General features: G+C 42.3%; 13 protein-coding genes. 2 read left to right on the forward strand and 11 right to left on the reverse strand.

Going from position 1 to position 22,155, the window contains the following annotated elements; all coding sequences use genetic code 11:
• Positions 1 to 9: 9 nt before the first annotated feature.
• The 11 genes from ACJAZP_RS02515 to add all read right to left on the reverse strand — a co-directional run bounded on the left by ACJAZP_RS02515 (position 10) and on the right by add (position 16,326).
• On the reverse strand, positions 10 to 1,023 hold the full coding sequence (locus tag ACJAZP_RS02515; protein ID WP_415229159.1) for an arginine N-succinyltransferase: 1,014 nt from the start codon (positions 1,021 to 1,023) through the stop codon (positions 10 to 12).
• A gap of 6 nt (positions 1,024 to 1,029) precedes the next feature.
• Positions 1,030 to 2,244: a bifunctional succinylornithine transaminase/acetylornithine transaminase gene (locus tag ACJAZP_RS02520; protein WP_415229160.1), complete on the reverse strand. Its 1,215-nt coding sequence runs from the start codon at positions 2,242 to 2,244 to the stop codon at positions 1,030 to 1,032.
• An 856-nt stretch (positions 2,245 to 3,100) separates the two neighbouring features.
• Complete coding sequence (locus tag ACJAZP_RS02525; protein ID WP_415229161.1) at positions 3,101 to 4,102, reverse strand: GlxA family transcriptional regulator; 1,002 nt, start codon at positions 4,100 to 4,102, stop codon at positions 3,101 to 3,103.
• Positions 4,095 to 4,217: a hypothetical protein gene (locus ACJAZP_RS02530; RefSeq protein WP_415229162.1), complete on the reverse strand. Its 123-nt coding sequence runs from the start codon at positions 4,215 to 4,217 to the stop codon at positions 4,095 to 4,097. The genes ACJAZP_RS02525 and ACJAZP_RS02530 overlap by 8 nt, the downstream gene beginning before the upstream one ends.
• 104 nt (positions 4,218 to 4,321) lie before the next feature.
• Entirely contained in the window at positions 4,322 to 4,789 is a 468-nt protein-coding gene (gene ybaK, locus ACJAZP_RS02535; protein ID WP_415229163.1) for a Cys-tRNA(Pro) deacylase, read from the reverse strand.
• 55 nt (positions 4,790 to 4,844) lie between these two features.
• A complete protein-coding gene (recD, locus tag ACJAZP_RS02540; protein ID WP_415229164.1) occupies positions 4,845 to 6,941 on the reverse strand; it encodes an exodeoxyribonuclease V subunit alpha in 2,097 nt (698 codons plus the stop codon).
• On the reverse strand, positions 6,935 to 10,603 hold the full coding sequence (recB, locus tag ACJAZP_RS02545; RefSeq protein WP_415229165.1) for an exodeoxyribonuclease V subunit beta: 3,669 nt from the start codon (positions 10,601 to 10,603) through the stop codon (positions 6,935 to 6,937). Before recB ends, recD begins: the two co-directional genes overlap by 7 nt.
• The gene (gene recC, locus ACJAZP_RS02550; RefSeq protein WP_415229166.1) at positions 10,603 to 14,052 is read right to left on the reverse strand and encodes an exodeoxyribonuclease V subunit gamma; all 3,450 of its coding nucleotides are present in this window, start codon (positions 14,050 to 14,052) and stop codon (positions 10,603 to 10,605) included. Before recC ends, recB begins: the two co-directional genes overlap by 1 nt.
• A 189-nt stretch (positions 14,053 to 14,241) precedes the next feature.
• Positions 14,242 to 14,919, reverse strand: coding sequence for a hypothetical protein (locus tag ACJAZP_RS02555; protein ID WP_415229167.1), 678 nt, complete (start codon positions 14,917 to 14,919; stop codon positions 14,242 to 14,244).
• 49 nt (positions 14,920 to 14,968) lie between these two features.
• Positions 14,969 to 15,127: a DUF3012 domain-containing protein gene (locus tag ACJAZP_RS02560; protein WP_415229168.1), complete on the reverse strand. Its 159-nt coding sequence runs from the start codon at positions 15,125 to 15,127 to the stop codon at positions 14,969 to 14,971.
• Positions 15,128 to 15,324: 197 nt separating this feature from the next.
• Complete coding sequence (gene add / locus ACJAZP_RS02565; protein WP_415229169.1) at positions 15,325 to 16,326, reverse strand: adenosine deaminase; 1,002 nt, start codon at positions 16,324 to 16,326, stop codon at positions 15,325 to 15,327.
• 288 nt (positions 16,327 to 16,614) lie between these two features.
• Here add and ACJAZP_RS02570 point away from each other — a divergent pair, with 288 nt between their 5' ends.
• Both ACJAZP_RS02570 and ACJAZP_RS02575 read left to right on the forward strand, forming a co-directional pair.
• The gene (locus ACJAZP_RS02570) at positions 16,615 to 18,285 is read left to right on the forward strand and encodes a phosphoethanolamine transferase (protein WP_415229170.1); all 1,671 of its coding nucleotides are present in this window, start codon (positions 16,615 to 16,617) and stop codon (positions 18,283 to 18,285) included.
• A gap of 498 nt (positions 18,286 to 18,783) precedes the next feature.
• Entirely contained in the window at positions 18,784 to 22,113 is a 3,330-nt protein-coding gene (locus tag ACJAZP_RS02575) for a mechanosensitive ion channel domain-containing protein (protein WP_415229171.1), read from the forward strand.
• Positions 22,114 to 22,155: the final 42 nt, after the last annotated feature.

Below are 22,155 nucleotides of genomic sequence, written 5' to 3' on the forward strand. Positions count from 1 at the left end.
TGCCATTACTTACAATTTAATGCAGAAAACGCGCTGCTCCGGGCTCAAATTGAGCTGCTCAATATTCTCTTGGGACACCTGAAGTTGGTTGCCCTGTAACACCGCTTGTACTAAACAAGCCTTAAAACTATTACCTTCCGCTAAACCCAGTAAATAAGTGTGTGACGCGTTCTTGCTGGTAATAGGCGTCAGTTTGACCTGTTGAATCTTTTGCGAAAGGGAAAGCCCATTGCGCGGAGCCGTTAAAATAGGCCCTGCATCAAAGATCTCAACATACTTATCCGCCTCAAATCCCTGATCACTGAGCAGGGAGCATTGTAATTCCGCATCTTTATGTACTAACCCCATCACGGCTTGTGCCTCTTCATCAATCAAAGCCACGTACAGAGGATGATAGGGCATCATTTCCGCAATAAAGGTTTTATTACGCGTGCCGTTGTAATGCTCAACCTGGTTGTAATCAATACCAAAGAACTTCCGCCCCACATGCTCCCAAAAAGGCGCGCGGCCATGCTGATCGGCAATCCCGGGTAAAACCGCCATCCACTCGTTAGCAAATCGCATCGGGAAAATATTCATAAACAATAACCGTCCCAGAGTGATCAACGAAGGATACTGGCTGTCCACCAGCGCAGGCACAATATAAAAAGAACAGAGTTGAGAATGGTCACTGAGATCATGATTTAGGGTCAGTGCATGAATGCGGCTATGCACATTTAGCTCTCGAGATGAATGGATTTTGATATCGTTACGAAAAGCATAAAATGGCTCGCGGTTTCCGGCTAATGCGTTAACTGCGCCGGTTCCCAATATTTGTCCCGTTAAGGTTTCTTCCAATACAAATAAATAGGACTCTTCGCCGGCGGTATCAACATCTTGCTCAAATGAACAGATTGAACGCTCAACTTTATTAACTAAGTGTGAGCGTTTTGCCGGAAGAGTGCTCACCATTGTTCCGCTGTCATGTGCTAAACGTTCAAGATTGCTGATATCACTCAGTGCTGCCGGGCGTAATATAATCATCGGCGGTTATTCCTTTTTCAGGTAGATTTCGATTGCCGCAGTAAAGCGCGCCAGACCGGTTTCAATATCCTTTACTGGAATATTTAAAGCAGGAGCAAAACGAATGACATCTGGACCGGCTATCAGGAAGATAAGTCCTTGCTGTGCGGCTAAATTACTGATTAATTTTGCCTGTCCGCTGTGCTCAGGAGTTAGTTCACAACCAATCAATAAGCCCAAACCGCGGATTTCTTTGAACAATCCGAATTTCTCATTGATCTCATTTAATCTTGTGACAAACAGATCATGACGGTCCCGAACACCCTGTAGAAATACCGGCTGATTGATTTCTTTTAATACCGCGTTAGCGACGGCGGCAGCAAGGGGATTACCGCCAAAAGTTGTACCATGTGCGCCAACCGATAAAGTACTCGCATACTTATCCGTTGTTAACACCGCGCCAATGGGGAAACCGCCACCGAGTGCTTTGGCGCTGGAGAGAACATCGGGCTGTACACTATAATGCATGTAGGCATAAAGATGCCCGGTACGACCAACACCAGTTTGCACTTCATCAAAAATCAGCAGCGCATCATGTTGGTCACAAAGGTCGCGTAAGCTTTGTAAAAATTCAGAATTGGCAGCAACAACGCCCCCTTCTCCTTGAACAGGCTCGACAATGACCGCACAGGTATTTGCACCAATCACCGCTTTTGCCGCCTCAATGTCATTAAAAGCAACGTGTTTAATGCCACCGGGTAAAGGCGCGAAGTCCTGTGAATATTTTGGTTGTCCGCCAGCACTCACGGTAAATAAGGTTCGGCCGTGGAAAGAATTGGTAAATGCGACTATCTCATTTTTAGCAGCTCCATAATGATCATGAGCATATTTTCTGGCTAACTTTAAGGCCGCTTCATTGGCTTCTGCACCGGAATTACAAAAAAAGACTTTATCGGCAAAGGTGCTTTCAACTAATTTTTTTGCCAACTTTAAAACAGGCTCATTGGTATAACCGTTACCAACATGCCAAAGTGAATCCGCTTGATCCGTTAATGCTTTTTTTAATTTTTCATTTGCATGTCCAAGCGCATTGACGGCAATACCACCGGCAAAATCAATGTATTCTTTGCCTTGCTGATCAACAATCACCGAGCCTTTGCCTTTTACCGGAATAAATGGCGCCGGAGCATAAGTAGGGAACATATATTGGTCAAAATCAGTTCTAATCGGTCCTTGAGTCATTTTTTTTGCCTTTTTAGTTATCAACTTAACTAAAGATTAATAGATTAGCGGATGACTGGCATTCAAAAAAACGACTAAAACGTACAGATTTAGCCCTATTCTACCAAAGCATTAAATTTATGAGCAGTTGCTTCAAAGGAAAAATTTACGCTCACAAAGCCGTCGGTATGATTTTGAATAGTAAATCTGATTATTTTATTAATGCATTTGATATGGTGTTATCGGTAGGGTGCATTCTATGCACCGCGGGCAGCGAAAATAGGTGCATAGAATGCACCCTACGAGCTATGCTCTGCGTGCCGTTTCCAATACATTAAAATACCAAACCAATGCGGCTACGAAAATTCCCGTACGTTTTGCTTGTGCTGCACAAACGCTTTAGCAAGAAAAATCATGGAGGATTTTTCTAACCTCAGCCAGTACAGGGATGTAATGTCTGAGGTGGTGCGTTAAAAAGTGGTTGAGCAGTACAAGAATAAAAAAAGTCTCGGGCGGCTTTTCTCTTGCTTACTTCTCTTTGGCCGTTCAAAGAGAAGTAAAGTCGCCGTCAAGGGCGAAATTCCAACAAAAAAGTTAAACCAAACGCCTCAAGCGAAAGCTTACGAATAACCGATCCGGCATCATCACGCAGAGCGCGGCAACAATAAAAATGCCAAAGTATTTCTAATGGCCGCCGACAGTCTGTGCTTTATTATCAACATCTTATGAAGACTAGGGCAGCGACAATCGGTGCATAGAATGCACTCTACGAGCTATGCGTTTGTTGTCATGGTTGGTGCTAGTTGGCGTTCAAATAAGACAGTCATTAAATTTATGATCTCAAGACGAATACAAAAATGTTTGTTACTCGCATTCGTCAGTGATTAGCGAAACATTTTGTGCGTTCTTCTCTTGGCGTGGATTGATAAAAAGACTTATAACTTGAGGAAAAATGCGGCCCACTGGAGAAACCGCAGCTTAATCCAATCTGTACAATAGACATATTACTGGTCTGTAACAGATGATGGGCGCGTTTGAGGCGAATTTGCAGATAATGACGGGCAGGCATGGTATTCATATGACGTTTAAATAAACGTTCCAGTTGACGCCTGGAAAGACACACCAGCTCGGCAATTTGATCGGTTGTCAGGGTTTCTTCAATATTAGTTTCCATTAATTCCACCGCCATGGTCAATCTTGGCTGTACATCTTCACCACCAAAGGCGTGGTTAGGCAAACGTTGTCTTTCATTAGCGCAACGCAGACGGTCGAGACAGAGGTGATCGCATATTTGATTAATCAAACTTTCCTCCTCACGCCCCCCTAAATACGCTAACAAATAATCTAAGGTCGCTAACTGCCCTGCACAGCTATCAAGACGCCCGTCCTGCTGATAAAGCTCATGGCTAAGCATCACATTTGGATAACGATCTTTAAAATCATCCATTAATGACCAATGCACTACCCACGCTTGATCCAATCCAATGGCGCTATCAAGTAACCACCACAAACCGGCTTTCAGGGCGATAATTTGCCCGGTTTGTTGACGATAATAGCGTTGCAGAAATTTTTTAATATCAATAGAAACAGCTGTTTCAGGCGGAGTTTCTGCAGTAACAATCAGTAAATCGTATTTTTGCTGATCGCTAAAGACGTGTTTCTCAAACAGCTTTGAACTGGGGTTATTTGTACAAGCGTCATCAGTACTATCGTCATCAGTACCAGCGAGTAAACTTAAATGATATTTGTGCACACCTAATAGCTGGTTTGCCAATATGAATACTTCGCTAATAACACCATAACTCAACAACGAGCAATCTTGTGGAGCAAGCAGTGCGATGCGAATAACCGCCTGAGGTGAATTGACCCTATTAGGCATGATCAGTCAGCAGCCTTTGCAGCGCATCAGTGTTTCCGCCCTGCTGAGCAATTTCACAGAAAATGTCTAAAGGACGCAGATTGCGCTTGTCGAGTTGTTCAATAGGTACGAACATCATGTTTCCTGTATTATTAATAATCTTCCGCAAAATTGAAAAATTCGCCATTATTAGAGTTATCTGAGTTATTAGAGTTATCAACATTATCAAAGTTATTAGCGTTATTGACAAATATCCGCGTTAAGGGCATTTAATAAGCTAATTAAATCAGCCGGATCTAATGCAATATCCAGCCCTCTTTTCCCTGCACTGACATAAATACGCGGCAAGCCTATGGCGCTATTATCTAAAACGGTTTTTAAGGGTTTTTTCTGTCCCAGAGGGCTCACGCCGCCGAGCACATAACCCGTTGAACGCAGTACCGCTTGTTTATCTGCCAACTGCACTTTTTTAGCCGCGCAGACTTTGGCAACGTGTTTCAGGTTGAGCATTTTTGTAACCGGTAAAATGCACACCAGCAGACTGTCATTATCAACATTAACCACTAATGTTTTAAAAACCAGCTCGGCATCCACGCCCATTTTCTGGGCAGCTTCCAGCCCATAGGAATCACAGTTTTTATCGTGCAGGTAGTGATGAATTTTAAATTCTATTTTGTGTTTATTAAGCAGATCCACGGCCGGCGTCATTTTCCTTTCACCTTGTTAAGCAAGTTGTTTACGACTCTGCACATAAGCTGCAGTTCTATTCTTTTATTTTCTGTTTTACTTTTTCTTCGAGGGTCACGGGCACGCTTTTCAAACGCTCAACTAAACGGCTAAAGCGTTTGGTTTTATGGCGCATCGCACTGGCCATCAAGGCTAAATCGGCAAACAGGGTGAGCTGTTTTTTGGCGCGGGTAATAGCGGTATAAATAAGCTCTCGGCTGACCACGGAAACATGGTTTTCTGGCAATGCCAAGACCGTATGCTCAAATTCAGAGCCCTGGCTTTTATGGACCGTCATGGCAAAAACGGTTTCATGGTTGGGTAAACGGCTTGGCTGAAAATCGGCAATGGAGGCATCGGGCATCTGGAAATAAACCCGTAACTGCAAAGATTCATCCAGTAAACACAGGCCAATATCACCGTTATATAAACCCAAATTATAATTATTTTGAGTGATCATGATCGGCCGACCGGCATACCAATGCGTAAAGTCACTTTTTGGATCGTTATACGCTTGTCCGGTACTTAACAGGCTGGCCTTTTCTAACACGCTCTCGCAAAGTTTATTTAAGCTCTTTACTCCCCACTCCCCTTCGCGCGTCGCGCACAATATTTTAAAGTGGTTAAACTGCTTTAACAGCTGCCCAGCAAGCTTCCTATTGTCTGCGCTGATAATCGCCAGATTTTGTAAATAAGGACGGTAACCTTCCAGTACCAGAGTCGCTAACTGTTTTTTACCCGACTCGGTATTCGAATAATGCTGCAAATCATCATAATTTTCACATAGGGCCATCACCTGTTTGCTGTTGGCGTGGCCGCTATTAATCGCCTTGGCTAAATAGCCGATTCCCGAGTATTGATCGAAACGGTAACTTTTACGCAGCAACGCTAAATTATCCGCCATATTAGGAGCGCGCGGAACGCAGCTGATTAATGAAGTATAACCGCTTAAATCTGCTAACAGTTGCGCTTTTTCAGTACTGTAGCCCGATTCAATAAAGTGGCAAATATCCCCCAAAACAGCCCCGGCTTCAACCGATGCGAGCTGGTCTTTATCGCCCAATAAAATCAGCCGTGCATGGTCCGGTAAGGCCATTAACAGTTTTGCCATCAGCGGCAAATCGACCATCGAAGCTTCATCCACCAGCAGCAGATCGACATTTAAGTTTTTTACCTGATTAAAACGAAAGTGATTACTGTTGGCTTTAACCCCCAACAAACGGTGAATGGTGGTGGCCACCTTGGGAATCTTTTCTTTAAGCTCAGAATCTATGTCTAACTCCACTAACGCATGGGTAATAGATTCGGTTAAACGCGCCGCCGCTTTGCCCGTCGGAGCAACCAGTTTAATCAGCAGCTGTGGTTGAAATTTCAGCAGAAGCGCAAGCAGTTTAGTCACCGTGGTGGTTTTACCCGTGCCGGGCCCACCAGAGATGACACAGCGCGCGGTGGTAAAGGCTAATGCGGCGCTAACCTTTTGCCAGTTGCAGCGTAACTTTTCCGGAATCAGGGATTCAAGCGGTTGTAAATCCTGCGCATTTTTTGCCTGATTAAATAACAGCTCAACCGCCGGCCAGTCAACTGTAGATTCAGGCAGCAGATCAATGTATTTTTCACATAATAAGGGCAGGGATTGTTTTGGATCGTCATACCAGGTCTGCCATAAATAATTATAATCGGTGGCAAATAAAGCATCTAATTCGACTTTAATGTCGGTCTCTAAAGAGAGCAGCGGTTGATCCAGTAATTTATCAGCGATAAGCTGCTCAAATTGGGCATAACGCGCAAGGTACAGAGCATTAAACTGTAAACACAGCGGCGCATCCTCACCGACACAGATGGAGTTATTTAATAACGCATGGGCATTCGAATTATTGTGCAGTAAACATTCAATATCATGCTCCCGGCAAAACGCCTGCAAATCAATCTCAGCGCTTAAACATTTATCATTTAAGCGAATGATGATTTCTTCAACGGGCAAACAGATATGCCCAAGACCTAGATATTCACTGCAGAAGGCGGCGCTTAACTGGGTTAATTTATCTGCCCCTAATTCCGCCATAAAGGCGGCAAAATGGTAATCAATTGAACGCAGCAGACCTTGTTCTTTCCACTGTTTTAGTTGTCTTAACATATCGGCTCCGCTGTTGATTTAGTGCTGTGTTTTTGCCCGGAAAAAAGTTTATCCAGTCCGTCTATCAGCTTAAAACTGGGTTTGACAAAATACACCCCGTATTCTGCTTCTCCCTGCATACCGCGTAAAAAGGTATAAAAAACTCCGCCGATATGGGTTTCATAATCGTAATCCGCTAACCGGGATTTAAGCAGCCGATGCAGCGCCAGCGTATAAAGCTGGTATTGAAAATCGTAACGGTGCTCAATCAAAGCCGCTTCCATTTTGGTTTGATTATAATCCTGCAAAGCGTCACCAAGATGATTAGATTTATAATCAAGCACGTAATATTTGCCATCTTTTTCAAATGTTAAATCGATAAATCCTTTTAAAAAACCCTGCACCGTTCGAAACTGCAGTTCCCCTGCCCGCGCAGATAAGGGGTCATATTTTTGCAGCAGCTTATTAACTTCATGTGCCTGCACTTCCTGCATCGGAATGAAAAACTGCATCTCAACTTTTTTCTGCTGTGCAGATAAATCACCTAGTGTAATATCAGCCGCTAAGTTTTGCCCTAAAATCTGCGCTATCCAGGTGCAGAGGACCGGTGCCCACAATTCCGGTTCCGAATAATGGCGCAATGAGAGTTGCTCAAATATCAGTTCATTAAGTGTTTCGAGATCGCTATTTTCAACATCAATTAACTCAAATAATTCATGTAAAAAAGTACCGTGCTTGGCCCCTCGTGGAAAGCTGAAGGGAGTTTTTTCAGGCGCGGTTAAGAGCACCGGCGACACTTCAGTCGGCTCTTTGTCGATATCACTCGGTTCTTTGTCGACATCAACCAAAGTCACTGACACGGCCTGTGTATGAAAGCGTGACAGTGAAGAATAACTGCTGATCCACCAGTTTTTTTCAACCTGTTTTGCAAGTACCAGGGGCGCCTGTAAAGCTTGCTCGCTTTGTATTACCTGATAAGGTGTTTCATCTAACAGCGGGGTCGGGCGAATACAGATATTGTCACTGTTATCCGCCATTTTTTGTAACTGTTGGTTTAATTTTTCGGTATCCCCGGCTAACAGATCTTTGCCGCCTTGCAGGCAGATATACCCCAGGGCGCTTTTGCACAGCGGGCTGTTTTTCTCGCGCCCTTTTCGGTAGTTACCAATACCGATATAACAGCGGTAGACGCTGCGCGTCAGCCCGACGTACAATAAACGCAAGTCTTCCGCGAGCTGCTCTTTTTCAGCCAAGGCGGCATTATTTTTGGCATTTTGCAGGTCAAAAATAAGCGCATTATCCTTCTCGGGATCATGATATAAACATTCATGAGGTTTTTGATATAACCCGGTAAAGGGCATAAATACAATATCGTATTCCAGCCCTTTGGCTTTATGCAGGGTACTTACCTGAACCAGATCTTTTTCACTTTCTAAGCGTTGTTTCTGCTCACTTTCACCGCTATTGCCCTGTTTTATCTGCTCGCTGAACCAGCGTAACAAAGCAAATTCACCATCATAATCAACGCTGTTCTTTTGCAATAATTCCGCTAAATGTAAGACGTCGGTTAATAAACGTTCACCCTGTGCATTTTTAAGTAAATAGGCGCTTATTCCCTGCTGATGAAATAATTTATGTAACATCGCCAGAACACCCACGCTGCTCCAGAGTCTGCGGTACTCGATAAATTGTCCTATTTTCTCTTCCCATAAACGCGTATTCAATAAAATCTGATGCACCTGGTAAGGGGTTTGACAGAACAATTTACAGGCGATGGCGGCGCGTAATAAACGCTCGTCTTCGGGGTTTAAACAAGCCTGTAAAATACGCAGTAAATCCTGCGCATGGGAGGTGGCGTAAACACTCTCTTTGAGTGACAAATAAACACTGTTAATATTTTCATCAAATAAGGCTTTGCGAACAAGCTGAGCTTCTTTTCCGGTGCGCACTAAAACGGCAATATGATTTGCCCTGATGATGCTTCGATTACCCTTTTTATCTTCCAGGTAGGCTTTGTCCTGCTGGGCTAACAGCAGGATTTTTTTGATTTCATTGACGCAGGCATGGGTTATCGAATCTTTATAACCTTGAATATTTTCGCCGCCAACGGGGTGAATAAATTGTAATGCGCTTTGAGCCGGGTCGTCACTGTTCTCCACCACTAATTTTTTGCGTGAAATATTCGGTGCCTGCACCGCAATAAAAGGGATATCGTCATTGTAGATAAAAGGCGCCGGGCAAAACTCAAAAAAGGTATTACTGGCATTAATCATTTCCGGCGTGGAACGGTAGTTATAATCCAGGCTGTAATGCGCGCTGACATTCTGACGCGCCTGCATATAGGTGAAAATATCAGCCCCGCGAAAGCTGTAAATGGCCTGTTTGGGGTCACCAATCATAAATAAACCCAGGCTCTTCTCAGCTGCAGCTGATTCCTCACCTTCAACGGACTGATAAATTGTAGTGAAAATACGGTATTGGACAGGGTCGGTATCTTGAAATTCATCGATCAGGGCAATCGGATACGCCGTTCTAATATTTAAGGCTAAGCTGTTTTCATTGCCGTTTTGCAGCGCCGCATCTAAGCGTGTTAACAGATCATCAAAACCTAATAACATCTGTTTATTTTTATTCGATTGCAGATGCGCCTTCACCCAATGGGTGGCTTTGACCAAAATGGTATTTTCTAATGAAAGATCCAGCGCTAACAGGGCTTCAATCTCACTAAAGACCGAATGTTTTGGAATTTCGCCCTTGGGGGTTTTTTCATCTAATGATTTTTGTGAAAATTTAATCAGACTTTTAGGTAAACTTAAACTGGAGCTGGAGGTTAACGCCCATTGAGAGACTTCTTCTAACCAGTTTGGCAGATGTTTCTTGCTGTAACTGCGTTTAGAAACCGCGGAATGGTTAATAATATCGGCATAGTCCGCCTGATCATTAAGCCAGTTTACTTTAAGGGTTTCAATGGCCGAGATACTGCGCTCATATTTCGCTTTAAAATCAAAATCATTAATTTCAGGTAAAAAGTGCAGGTCGCTGCGTGACAAAAAAGGCCGTAAATTTTTCTGCAACTGCTCGGGACTCTCCCAATAACTGAAAATAAGCTCGGTCAGGGGCGTGGATAAATCATAGAAAAAAGTCCGCCAGAAATCATTGCAGGCTAACTGTAACAGCTGCGCATCGTCCTCTAATAAATTTTGTTGAAATAAACTGCCCGACTCAAAGGCATTCTGCATCAACATGCGCTGGCAGAAACCATGAATAGTGTAGACAGCCGCTTCGTCCATTTGCAGTTCGGCAAAACGTAATAAACGGATGGCAACCTGATGATCCTCTACCTCATTGAGCAAACTTTGGGTAAAAGGATCATCACTGTGGTCTTGAATAAAGTCTAAACGGACCTCCTGAATACGCTCTCGGATCCGAGTGCGCAGTTCCGCCGTTGCCGCTTCGGTAAAAGTGACTACTAAAATTTGGTCGACGGTTAAAGGCCGTTGATGCGCGGCTTGCTGCCCATGACCGAGCAACAAACGAATAAATAAACTGGCAATGGTATAGGTTTTACCGGTTCCGGCGGAGGCTTCAATTAAACGCTGCCCATACAGGGGAAAAGTTAATGCATCAAGCGGCTGGACTGACAGCTCTGTTTTAGTGGTTTTTATTGTATTTAAGTTATCCATTATTCTGCCTCGTCCGATACAGCATATTCAATCGCGTTCATATTGGATAAAATAGGCATGAATATTTTTAATGCTAAAGGTTGAAAGGTATCCCAATAATCTTCCAGGTTTTCATAACAACGATTGATATAAGGATCAGCGCCTTCTGAAAAACCACGCTCGCTGCAGAAACACGCCAAGGCTGCCTGCTGCGCTTCAGCAATAGTTGCAAACTCCAAATCTTCAAAGACAAAACATTCGGGCTGTAGTGCATGCACCAGAGTGCACCAGGCAAAAGCACTCTGAATAAAGAAGGGCAGCGGTTGCTGTAAACCCGCTTCATATAACTCAAGCATTTCACTTATTCTGTTGTAGGCATAATCCGCGGGCAGCTCTTCAAAAAAGATGCCATTTTCCTGGCCAAACAGACTGGAGTTCAGATTGTGGCCATAGGCGATGCAGTAACAAAGATGCTCTAACCACAGTGTTAAAATATCTTTGCCTTTGATATTGCCGGTTTTAACCCGTACTAATCCTTTTGCACAATGATCATTTATCTCACCAAATAAGCGTTTTTCAGCAAACTGAATATCGATATTGATGGTTTCAATCTCACCAATATAATAACTTGCGGTTAAATCCGCTAAATCTTCCATTCGCGCGAGATCTTTATTAAAAATAAGTGCGGCAAATTCGCCAAAGGGCAATTCACCCGCCGCCCTCTTTTCAATAAACAAATGGTCTAATGATTTACCCTCCAGGGCGTACTCAAACTGCTCATGTTTAAGATAATACTTCTGCAAATTATCTAAAGAAAAGGGTTCGTTATTATCCTGCTCACTGTCATCCAACTCAAAGTAAGCCTCTAAACGCTGATTAAAAAAGGCCTTACAGGGGTGTTTCAAAAATTGTTTCAATTGCTCTAGGGGCACCTCTATTAGAGGTTGCTCTAGCGCCAGAAGATGATCAAAAGACTCTGGCGGTGCATTTTTTGAAAAGTTTAATGCCGCCCACCAATTCGGATTATAGGTTGTAACCTCACCCTGATAATAACTTTCACTAAAGCTCTGCATCGGATAATGAAAAGAGATAAATGCCTTGAGCGCTTTTTCTGCAACACGGCTTTTGTCCTGCTGATTCTCTTTTAATACAAAACTTTGCTGGCAATAGTTAAGCAACTCCGAGACTAATACGCTGGGCATTTTCTCACTGTTATCATTAATATCCCGGCCAATATAACTGATATAAAATTTATCCTGCGCTGAAAGCAAAGCTTCTAAAAAGAGATAACGATCTTCTTCGCGGCGGGAACGATCACCGCGTTTACGGTGCCCGGACATTAAATCAAACCCCATCGGAACAATGTTGCGCGGATATTGACCATCGTTCATGCCCAGCAGGCAAACAACTTTAAAGGGAATAGAGCGCATCGGCATCAGAGTACAAAAATTGACTTGCCCGGCTAAAAATCGCTGGCTATTTTCCTGACCCGAGAGATGCGTCTGGAGGTGCTCAACTAAGACAAATAAGGAGATATCCTGAGTAAAATCCGCCTGCCCGGTATGCGCTAATAAATTATCCAGTTCATTGCGGATAATAGATAATACCGCGCTATTGTCGTCATCTTCGAGGTAAAAGTCTTCCAGTAGCTGATATACAAAAGCCTGCCATTGTGCGGCATTATAGGACGCTTTCAAACCCTCCTGTAATTGTATCAGCGCATCAATGAAGTCAATAAAACGCCCCAACAAGTCCCCCTGCAACCCCTGCACTTCATCATAGGCAGAAACACCTTCAAACAAGGAGTCACTCATGGCATAACCGAGCAGCATACGCCTTATGCCAAATAACCAGCTGTTCTGCGACAGTTTGGGTAAATCCCACTGCGCCGCACTTTTTTCATCTAAACCCCAGCGAATACCACTTTCGTTGATCCACTTTTGTAACAGCACAAATTCATCTTGATTCAATTTGAAACGTTGTAATATAGCCGGCACTTCCAGCAGGGCTAAAATATCTTCCCGGGTATAACGCGTCTGGTTGAGATTCAATAGCTGTAAAAAACTGATCAGAATAGGATTTTCCTGCTGCGCACTGACATCCGAAATACTGAAGGGGATATAACGTTGCTGTTCAACGCTGGCAAAAACCGCCTGCACGTAAGGCGCATAAAGATCAATGTTGGGTACCATCACGATAATATCTTTCGGCGTGAGGTTATTATCAGCGGCAAACATGGTCAACAGGTTGTCGTGTAAGATTTCCACTTCGCGCATCACGCTGTGGCATAAGTGTAAGGTCAGAGAGTTATCTTCCGGGACAAGGCTGATGCGCTGGCTTGCATCGGGGCTTAATGCCTGACTGCTGTCCTGCAGATCCAAAACATCGGCTTGAATATGATGCAGTAAACTATCACGCTGAATATCAACAAAAGCATCCACTTCCTGCTGCTCTAAGGAGTACAACTGGAAAAGAAAATCACGTCCCATTTTGCCCATCGACGCAAGCAGAGGATTACCCACTTCACTGTCGGAATCGCCGCTTTGAGTCCACTGTAAATGCGACTTATCTTTTTGCCAGCTGGAGTCCGGTAAATTTTTAATGGCACCGTCGCTGACGGTTAATTTCTGACGACTTTGCGCAAAACGTTTGGCTAACAATTTAGGATCAACAATATCGGCCCAATAATAACGGCACGGATTAGTTAATAAAAAATGCACATCACAATGTTCAGCGAGGCCCAATAATGCCTGCAGATAAGATTCCGGCAGTGCCGATATGCCAAAGACAAAAATACGTTCAGGCAGATGATCCAGTGTTTTTTTAGTGGCAAGGGTGTCTAAAAAGTCTTTATATAAACCGGCACGGTGATAAGCTTTGCCCTGCGCTTCAAATGAATCGGCAATAGTCAGGGTGAGTTTTTTCCATAACTTGGCTTGCCAGCGCTGATCCTCTAACCACAAAGGGATCGATTGCTTATTAGCAGCATGCCACTGGCTGAGTTCTTCTTCGCTGGCGTTTTCCCAGGCTGCAATCCATTCCGGACGATAAACTAAATATTGGTCAAAAATATCAGCGATTTTCTGGCTTAACTGGAAACGCTTGCGCAGGTATAAATCATCTTCAAGATAATGTAATAAAGCTGAAAAGTCGGGATCCTCCAAACAATCGGGTAGAAGGCGCATTATCTGCCAGGTCATGGACATTTTATTATAGGGGCTTTTATCGGGCACATCTTTTAAAACATGTTTGAACTGCTGCCAGATAAAACTTGCAGGTAAAGGAAAATCAATATTGGCACTGATCCCCGTTGACTGTGCAATCTCTAGTTGTAACCACTGCGCCATACCCGGGCTTTGAACCAAAATCGTTTCGCTTGCAAAGGGATCCGTCAGCTTCGAACCCTGCATTAACGCCACCAATAGATCTTTTAAAAGCGCCAGTTGATTTGAATGATATACTTGAAACACGATTCTCTTCCCTGTTGAATTTATAGAACATCCAATCCGCTCATTTCATTCAGTTGTGGAGGTTAAAATGAATCACTTAATGAGGGGAATGGCTATGATTTTTAACAGCATAACATTGCCGGGCATGTCATAAAAACAGTCCCGGATAAAGTGCTTTAAAAACCGAAATAAAGAACACTAAAAGCACACTCAGCGGAACATTGACAGTGCATCAAGACTGTTGTCGGGATCACTATCCTGGCTGGTATCATCGATTTGTAAAATAGCGCGCAGTTCAGATTCAATTTCCTTTCTGCTGCGATTAATGTCGGCACTTAACTTATTAAAAAGGCTCTGCAGCTGATCATTGATGCCGTTTGACAAGGGTTGGTTTGTGTATACTAATGCTTTTATCAAATCCAGTGTTGCTCGCGCTGAAGCATGGGATTTAGAGACTTTTTTAGCAGTAAGCGCGCAAAAATACACCCGGTTTCTTTCAAAAAAAGAGGCAAAGGTAGTAAATCTAAGCAGCGCAGTGTCATAACTTTCCTGTGGTGATTGGCTGTTGTCACTTATCTTCACTTCAACAATAGCCAGATCAAAATCTGCAAGGTATTTGTAACATTGATCAATCACTGCGGCTCGCTTTTCAATAAGGTGAGTATCAGCAAGTCGCAGGGAGTGCCGATCAACTTTTAACTCATTCTCCAGAGATTGTATTATTTGTGCCTGTTTGGCTTTAAGGGTTTCAAGATAAGCATCAGACTTAAGCTTTTCTTTGACCAATGCACTCTTCTGCCACACTTTCGCAATCCAGATTGACAATAAAAAGATCAGTAACCCACCCGCAATTAAGACAATCAGGCTCATTTCATAGATTGGATTCATCGCTTACAACTCCTAGATTAAAAAACAGACTGAACACCGGATTAAGTTTTTAAAAAAGACAAAATTTGGCGTAATCGCGAACTTCATTAGCCGTTAAATCCCCTTTAGGTTGTTTTTCTACATAGGTGCACCACTCTTCAGTTCCCACTTCAGGCGTACAACCCAAAACAAACAACCCCATAACTACAACACCAATAATTTTTTTCATCAATAACTCCAAGATGTTACTTAATAATATACCCAATCCCCTTGAATATAAATCTGCAGACGGATTGATAACAAGTGATAGTGCATAACGCCGGAAAAATAGAGTGACAGGAAGTGCCTCTCCTGTCAGCAATTATCCCTTTTATGCGTTTGCTAAGACAATATAACAGCTTAAGATATAAGCGCTTATATAAATAACTAACGATTTAGTGCAATCTTACGTAATGCAGATTTTTCGGCATCGGACAGAAACGCTACTTCCATACCATTAATTTGTGCCTGTCGAATTTGATCTTGATTTAAACCGACTTTTGTTGCTGCTATTTGGTATTCGTGGGGCAGTTCAATCCCCTCAACAGCAGGATCATCGCTGTTTAAACAGGCGAGCACGCCGCTTTCTAAAAAAGTCTTTATGGGATGCTTTGCCAGAGAATCCACGGTGCTTGTTTGTATGTTGGAGGTTAAACAAGATTCAATGCCTATTTTATGTTTAACCAAATAATCCAGCAACTTAGGATCTTCAACCGCTCTCACACCATGACCAATGCGGGTTGCACCAAGCTCATTAATCGCCTGCCAAACACTGCTCGCACCGGCAGCTTCTCCGGCATGCACGGTGACCTGTAAATTGGCATTGCGCACGGTTTTAAAATGTTCGACAAAATGCTCACCCGGATGACCCGATTCATCGCCCGCCAGATCAACGGCAACTAAGTTATCTTTTTGAGTTAATAACGCTTCAAGCTCCTGCTGACAGTGTTGCTGACCAAAAGTACGGCTCAAAATACCAATTAAATTTGCTTTGACAGCAAAGTCGCGACATCCCGCCTGCACGCCGTCGACCACGGCTTCAACAACCCCGATCAGCGGCAAATTGTGTTTCATGGCCATGTAATAAGGTGAAAAGCGCAATTCCGCGTAATCTATTTGTGCCGCCATGGCATCCTGCACATTTTCATAGGCAACACGGCGGCAGGCATCCAGATCGCCCAATACCGCCACTCCCCAATCCAATTTAGATAAAAAAGCCAGCAAATTTGGCTCTGTTTCTACTATCTGCACGTGGGGACGTAACCCTTCAATATTATAAGCTGGCAAAGGTAAGGCAAATTTTTGACCTAATTCTAAAATAGTTGCGATGCGGATATTACCGTCCAGATGACGATGAAGATCGGTTAATGGGAGAGAGTTAGTAATCATTATTCAATAGTCCTTGAAACAATATATTGATGTAAAAAAGCAGTATAAAGAATGGCAGTTTGTCTGTCTGTAGGAAATCGACTGAAATACTAAACCGCGAATATATTCTTCGATCTGTTTACATAATCTGTTGGTGAGCTCGATCAAGTTTTGAATTGAAAAATGACCTACAATTTAAACCCAAATGAATATAAATTTTCATTTTCCAGTAAATGAAATTTCGTCAGTAAACCTTAAGGTTAACTAAGTAAGATACTGACCTATTATTAACTGTTCAGGATAATCACCTTGGAATCGACTTCGTCAAAAACTATTAAGAACCCCAAATTTTCCATCAATATGGTGTTTTTGATCACCCTGCTTGCAATCTATTACGGTTTTGTTTTCAATTATCCGATCATTGATAAATTCTATATTTTATCGGGTAACCAGGGAATATTTTATTTCCTTTCACCGATCATTTTAACTTTTGCATTTATCATTATTTTTTCACTGCTCGCCCTGCCCTATCTATTCAAAGCAATACAGATTCCGCTGCTATTAACATCCGCATTAGCTTTTTATGCCAGTCTCAAATATAACATCATGTTTGATTATTCTATGATAGAAAATGTTTTTGAAACGGATACCGGGGAGGCTTTAACCTATGTCAATCTTACGTCGGTTTTATACTTTATAGTGTTAGGCCTGTTACCTGCATTTTTGCTTTTTAAAATAAAAATAACCTATGCAAAAAGTATCATTCGTGAGGCAGTTAACCGGCTTTTATTGGTGATTATTGCTGTTATCGGGATTTTGTTGATCGCGTTTTTTTATTATAAAGATTATTCCTCTATCGGGCGCAATAACAGCTACCTGAATAAAATGATTAATCCGGCTCATGCATTCAATTCATTTAGATATATAAATAAAACATATCTTACAAAAAAATTGGAATACAAAACCATTGGCGAGGATGCGAGTCTGGAAAGCAGCGCTAATAACAAACCGACTTTAATGGTTTTAGTAGTGGGTGAGACCGCCCGTTCACAAAATATTTTTTATAATGGTTATGCACGTAATACCGACCCCTACACAGAGGATATGGGGATAATTTCTTTTAAGAATGTTTCCTCATGCGGCACAGCGACTGCGCACTCATTACCCTGCATGTTTTCAAATATGAAGCGCTCTAACTACGACAAAAACCGAGCTAATAACCAGGATAATGCCTTAGATGTTATTTCTCATGCAGGCGTAAATATGCTCTGGCTTGAAAATGATGGTGGTGATAAAAACGTCGCTAACCATTTTTCCAAAATAGAGATTTCATCTGACGACAGCTCGGATTTATGTGCTGCTGGATCCTGTTACGATGAACTATTGGTGCAGAAATTAGACGAAAAAATCAAAAAAGATAAAGGTAATCAGTTTATCGCTTTACATATTAAAGGCAGTCATGGCCCGACCTACTGGCAACGCTATCCGGAAGATAAAGCACGATTCACTCCGGCCTGTAATCAAAGTGATATTGAAAACTGCAGCGATCAGGAGATCCTCAATGTTTATGATAATACCCTTGCTTATACGGATTATGTTATTGCCGAGACCATTAAAAAATTAACAGAATATTCAAAGCAATATAATGTTGCCTTAATGTATATCTCAGACCATGGCGAATCGCTTGGTGAAAACGGTTTATATCTGCACGGTGCTCCATATATGATTGCCCCTGAACAACAAACTCATGTTCCCTGGTTTATGTGGCTTGGAAATGATTATGCCGATGCAAAAGGGATCAATAAACAGTGTCTGCTTGATAAAGCAAACAATGGTACTTTTTCTCACGATAATCTTTTCCATACTATCCTTGGGCTCTATGGTGTTGATACGACAGCAAAAGATAAGCAACTGGATATTATTGCCAGTTGTAAACAGGGACTAAATAATATTGCCATAGTGAATAAAACAGCACCTTAGCTTTATTAGCAAATCAAACCCGTTATTGGAATGCTCTGACCAAGCATTTCAAGCACCTTTCAACTGATTTTCTTTTGTCAGCCTGCGGCACATCTTGTTTTACTCATTTGCTGATAATATCAACCGTCATCCTCTGACTTTGCTTTAACCCAAACAGGCTCTGCAAATAAAGTGATGACAGCAGCACCTCATTGACATCAATTCCTTTTTATGCGATTTTAGCAAAACACCTCCAAAAGTTTAAATTGCGCTATAACAGACCGCTGCAATGATCCCTGAAAAATTAAAAATGCTTACGCCTGCTACTTTTAAAATAGTAAATTGGTGTAGACTTTAACAACTTTTGATTAATTTTTACATTTTGGTCAACACTGAACAGGTAACAGCAAAATAGCCCCTCTGGATGATGGCAAGTGAAAGTACTGTCATCTATAGTAGCCGGAATTAGCGGCCGGAATTTTTTACAGCAGCATTTATATAAATGACCATGGAGTTTCGATGAACAATATTAGCCGCCTGTTCTTGTTTTTGAGCCTTATTTGTTTTACCACTCTCGGGTTAGCTCAAGCACTGGATAATGTAAAGATTGATCTGCTTGAGAAAAGTATTGAAGTGGCTAAAAAATCTCAAGAGTATGATCCAGAAACACAAGATAAATTAATCCAGCTGTATCGCGACAGCATTTCCAACCGGCATCAGATTCAACAGCACAATGAGGCCACTGCACAATATAAAAGTGCATTAGTAACCGCCCCTCAAGAAATAAACGAACTGAAAAAAATGCAGGAGGAACGTTCAACAACGGATCCCTTAGAAAGCTTAAAAATCAATCAATTCACTGCTCTGGAGAGCTTAGAAAAGCTAATTTCAGATGAAGAAGTAAAGCGTTCGGCATCGGAAGACAGACTCAATATCATCAATACCGCTATTGGGGAGCGCACTTTACGCCCCAGCCAAGCTCGAGAAAGAATTAATTATATCCGTTTAGAGCTGACAGAATTTGATGAAAAACAGATAGATCAGCAATCCGATAGCGGCCCTGCTTTTACAGAAGCGGATAATTGGTACCGCGAGACAAAACGTCAATCGTTACAAACAGAGCTATTAATGCTCGATCAGGAGATCGCCGGCAACACCACGTTACTGAACCTGCTGCAGGAGAAACAGAAAAACGAAATTGCCCTGCTCAAAAAAATAGAAATACGGATCGCATTTTTAAATGAAAAAATGTTTAACAAACGAGCCGAGTCAACAAAAAAGATATCTGCAACGGCAAATTTTGTGCTCAACGGTGAATTAGCAGAGGACAGTTACCTTGAGGAAATAGCCACACAAAATTTAGCGCTGATTGCGGTATTGGAATTACAATTTAAGGAGCTGCAAAGACTGTTAGAGAAAGAGACCAGCGAACGAAAATTATCACTGCAGGTCTCCGAAGCATTCCACAATGCCCGCAAAAGATTGCAGCTGCAAAGCGACTCATCTTTTATCGCTTTATCCATTCGTGCCCAAAGAGAGAAACTCCCCAAGAGTCAAACCTATACAAAATCACGAAGTGTGGTGATTGATGATATTGCTAAAATAAGCCTGCGCTTGTTCCGTCACGAAGAGATGTTAATTAACGACATGCAGGAACCGCCAAAAATCGCACGGCCCGATAATCAAATAAACAGTGAATATAATCAGACCCTGTCTGAATTGTTGGAAGACCGTCAAAATATGCTTGACAGGGTGATCAAAAATGACCAAGTACAACAGAGCGGATTATACGAACTGGATGCCAGATATCTGCAATTAATAAATAAAACCACTGATTATGATAATTATTTAACTGAGCACCTGTTGTGGTTAAAAAGCAGTAATGCCTTTGATTTTATTATGTTTACCCAATTACCCTCGGACATTAAACTGTACATAAGCCATTTAAAAGATACATTTCAGAATTTAAAAAACATCAGATTACAGGATCTCTTTTTACTTTTCATCCCCTTATCATTGGTATTTTTGTTAATCTTTTTACACAAAAATATACTCACCTCACTGCAACTCTGTGGTGAAAAAGTCGGCCGTGCAAAACAGGATAGTATCCTGCATACCGTCAAAGCATTGATTTATTCCACGCTGCTGGCATTGCCCGCCGGATTAATATTATTTATTATCAGTTGGGCTATCAAGCTTCCGGAAACAGCGTCGAACAGTTCAGGCGAATTAGCCAATGTAGGCATTTACACAGCTGTTTCGCTCTTTGCGGTACAATTGTTAAAAGTGCTATGCATTGAAAAAGGGGTTTCCGAAGTACATTTTGGGCGAAAAATAGAAGCGCTCTCTATCTATGTGAAAAAACTCAATCTGTTCATTTACTTCGGTATTCCCTGCTACTTCATCACCCTGAGTGCCATTATATTATTTCCCGCAACATTGGGCGGAGCGCTGGCAATATTAGGCTACTCAGGTATGATGTTTGCGCTGGTAAGAATCGTTTATAGCATTTTACACCCCCATAAAGGGTTGATATATAAAGCACAAACAACGGATCCGGCGGCAACATTTAAAGCCAGAAAAATCATTTTTTTGTTCACTATGTGCTTGCCCGTCGCCATCATTATTATGTCTTTAGCGGGATACACCTATACAGCAGGCGTATTTGGCGAACGCCTGTATTTCTCGATTTTATTTGCCGCTGTTCTGTGGCTTTTTCATTCCCTTTTAAGCCGCTGGTTATTAATGACCAGCAAGAGGCTAACCTATGATAATTTGGTCATTGCTCGAAAAGTTAAATGGGATCGCCTCAAATCAACAGGCAGCGAAACCCCTGAATTGGTTCATGAGGAAATATTAGAGCATGAGGTCGATTTAAAAACATTAGACGGCGACAGTCACAAACTGATTAACGCAGCGACCTTAGTATTAGCCGTGGTCGGATTCGTTATCGTCTGGGGTCAGATGTTACCGGCATTAAGCTTTCTTGAACAGATAGAGCTGTGGAATAAAGACGTTCTGGTGGATGGCAAAGAACTGTTATTTGCGGTGACACTGGATGAGGTCCTGGTGGCTTTTTTAGTGAGTTTGGGAGGTTATATATTATCCCAAAACCTGCCCTCTTTAATCGACATTATTTTACTTAAAAACGGCGAAGTCAGCCCCGGTTCCCGTTATGCCATTGTCACGTTAACACGTTATAGTATTGTTATTATTACAATTTTGATAACCATGAACTTTCTTGGAATAAACTCCTCGCGCATCGGATGGATGTTTGCCGCACTGAGTGTGGGCATTGGTTTTGGTCTGCAGGAAGTGGTCGCCAATTTTATTTGCGGTTTAATTTTATTATTTGAACGTCCGATTCGCGTTGGCGATATTATCAGTACCGGCAGTACCGATGAGTCATCGGGCACGGTAATACGTATTCGTATTCGCGCCACCACCATCCGTAACTTTGATGAAAAAGAGTTATTGATCCCCAATAAAGAGCTGATTACCGGCCGCGTGCTTAATTGGACGCTCAGTGATGAAATTACCCGAATCATGATTAAGGTCGGTATTGATTACGGCAGTGACGTAGAATTGGCAATGGAAATTATCGAGGAGAGTGCCAAGGAGAATGAGCGTATACTCAATGAGCCGCCTCCCTTTGTTAACTTTGAAGAGTTTGCCGACAGCAGCTTATCGATATCTTTAAGGGCCTATGTTGCCACTCAAGGCGATCGTTTACGTGCCATTACTGAACTGCATAAAGAAATTCATAAACGCTTTAAGGTGGCAGGAATTATTATTCCGTTTCCGCAGCAGGACGTTCATCTTATTACACCGGAGAAGAGTAAACTCTAAGGTCGGCTTGGTAAGTACTGGCAGCGAATGCGCCAGTACTCA

The sequence above is a fragment of the Psychromonas sp. genome, from assembly GCF_047632955.1.
Lineage (GTDB): Bacteria > Pseudomonadota > Gammaproteobacteria > Enterobacterales > Psychromonadaceae > Psychromonas.

Excerpts from the sequence above, each read along its gene's own strand:
- ACJAZP_RS02515 (WP_415229159.1), bottom strand. The coding sequence starts at position 1,023 with ATGATTATATTACGCCCGGCAGCACTGAGTGATATCAGCAATCTTGAA.
- ACJAZP_RS02520 (WP_415229160.1), bottom strand. The coding sequence starts at position 2,244 with ATGACTCAAGGACCGATTAGAACTGATTTTGACCAATATATGTTCCCT.
- ACJAZP_RS02525 (WP_415229161.1), bottom strand. The coding sequence starts at position 4,102 with ATGCCTAATAGGGTCAATTCACCTCAGGCGGTTATTCGCATCGCACTG.
- ACJAZP_RS02530 (WP_415229162.1), bottom strand. The coding sequence starts at position 4,217 with ATGTTCGTACCTATTGAACAACTCGACAAGCGCAATCTGCGTCCTTTA.
- ybaK (WP_415229163.1), bottom strand. The coding sequence starts at position 4,789 with ATGACGCCGGCCGTGGATCTGCTTAATAAACACAAAATAGAATTTAAA.
- recD (WP_415229164.1), bottom strand. The coding sequence starts at position 6,941 with ATGTTAAGACAACTAAAACAGTGGAAAGAACAAGGTCTGCTGCGTTCA.
- recB (WP_415229165.1), bottom strand. The coding sequence starts at position 10,603 with ATGGATAACTTAAATACAATAAAAACCACTAAAACAGAGCTGTCAGTC.
- ACJAZP_RS02555 (WP_415229167.1), bottom strand. The coding sequence starts at position 14,919 with ATGAATCCAATCTATGAAATGAGCCTGATTGTCTTAATTGCGGGTGGG.
- ACJAZP_RS02560 (WP_415229168.1), bottom strand. The coding sequence starts at position 15,127 with ATGAAAAAAATTATTGGTGTTGTAGTTATGGGGTTGTTTGTTTTGGGT.
- add (WP_415229169.1), bottom strand. The coding sequence starts at position 16,326 with ATGATTACTAACTCTCTCCCATTAACCGATCTTCATCGTCATCTGGAC.
- ACJAZP_RS02575 (WP_415229171.1), top strand. The coding sequence starts at position 18,784 with ATGAACAATATTAGCCGCCTGTTCTTGTTTTTGAGCCTTATTTGTTTT.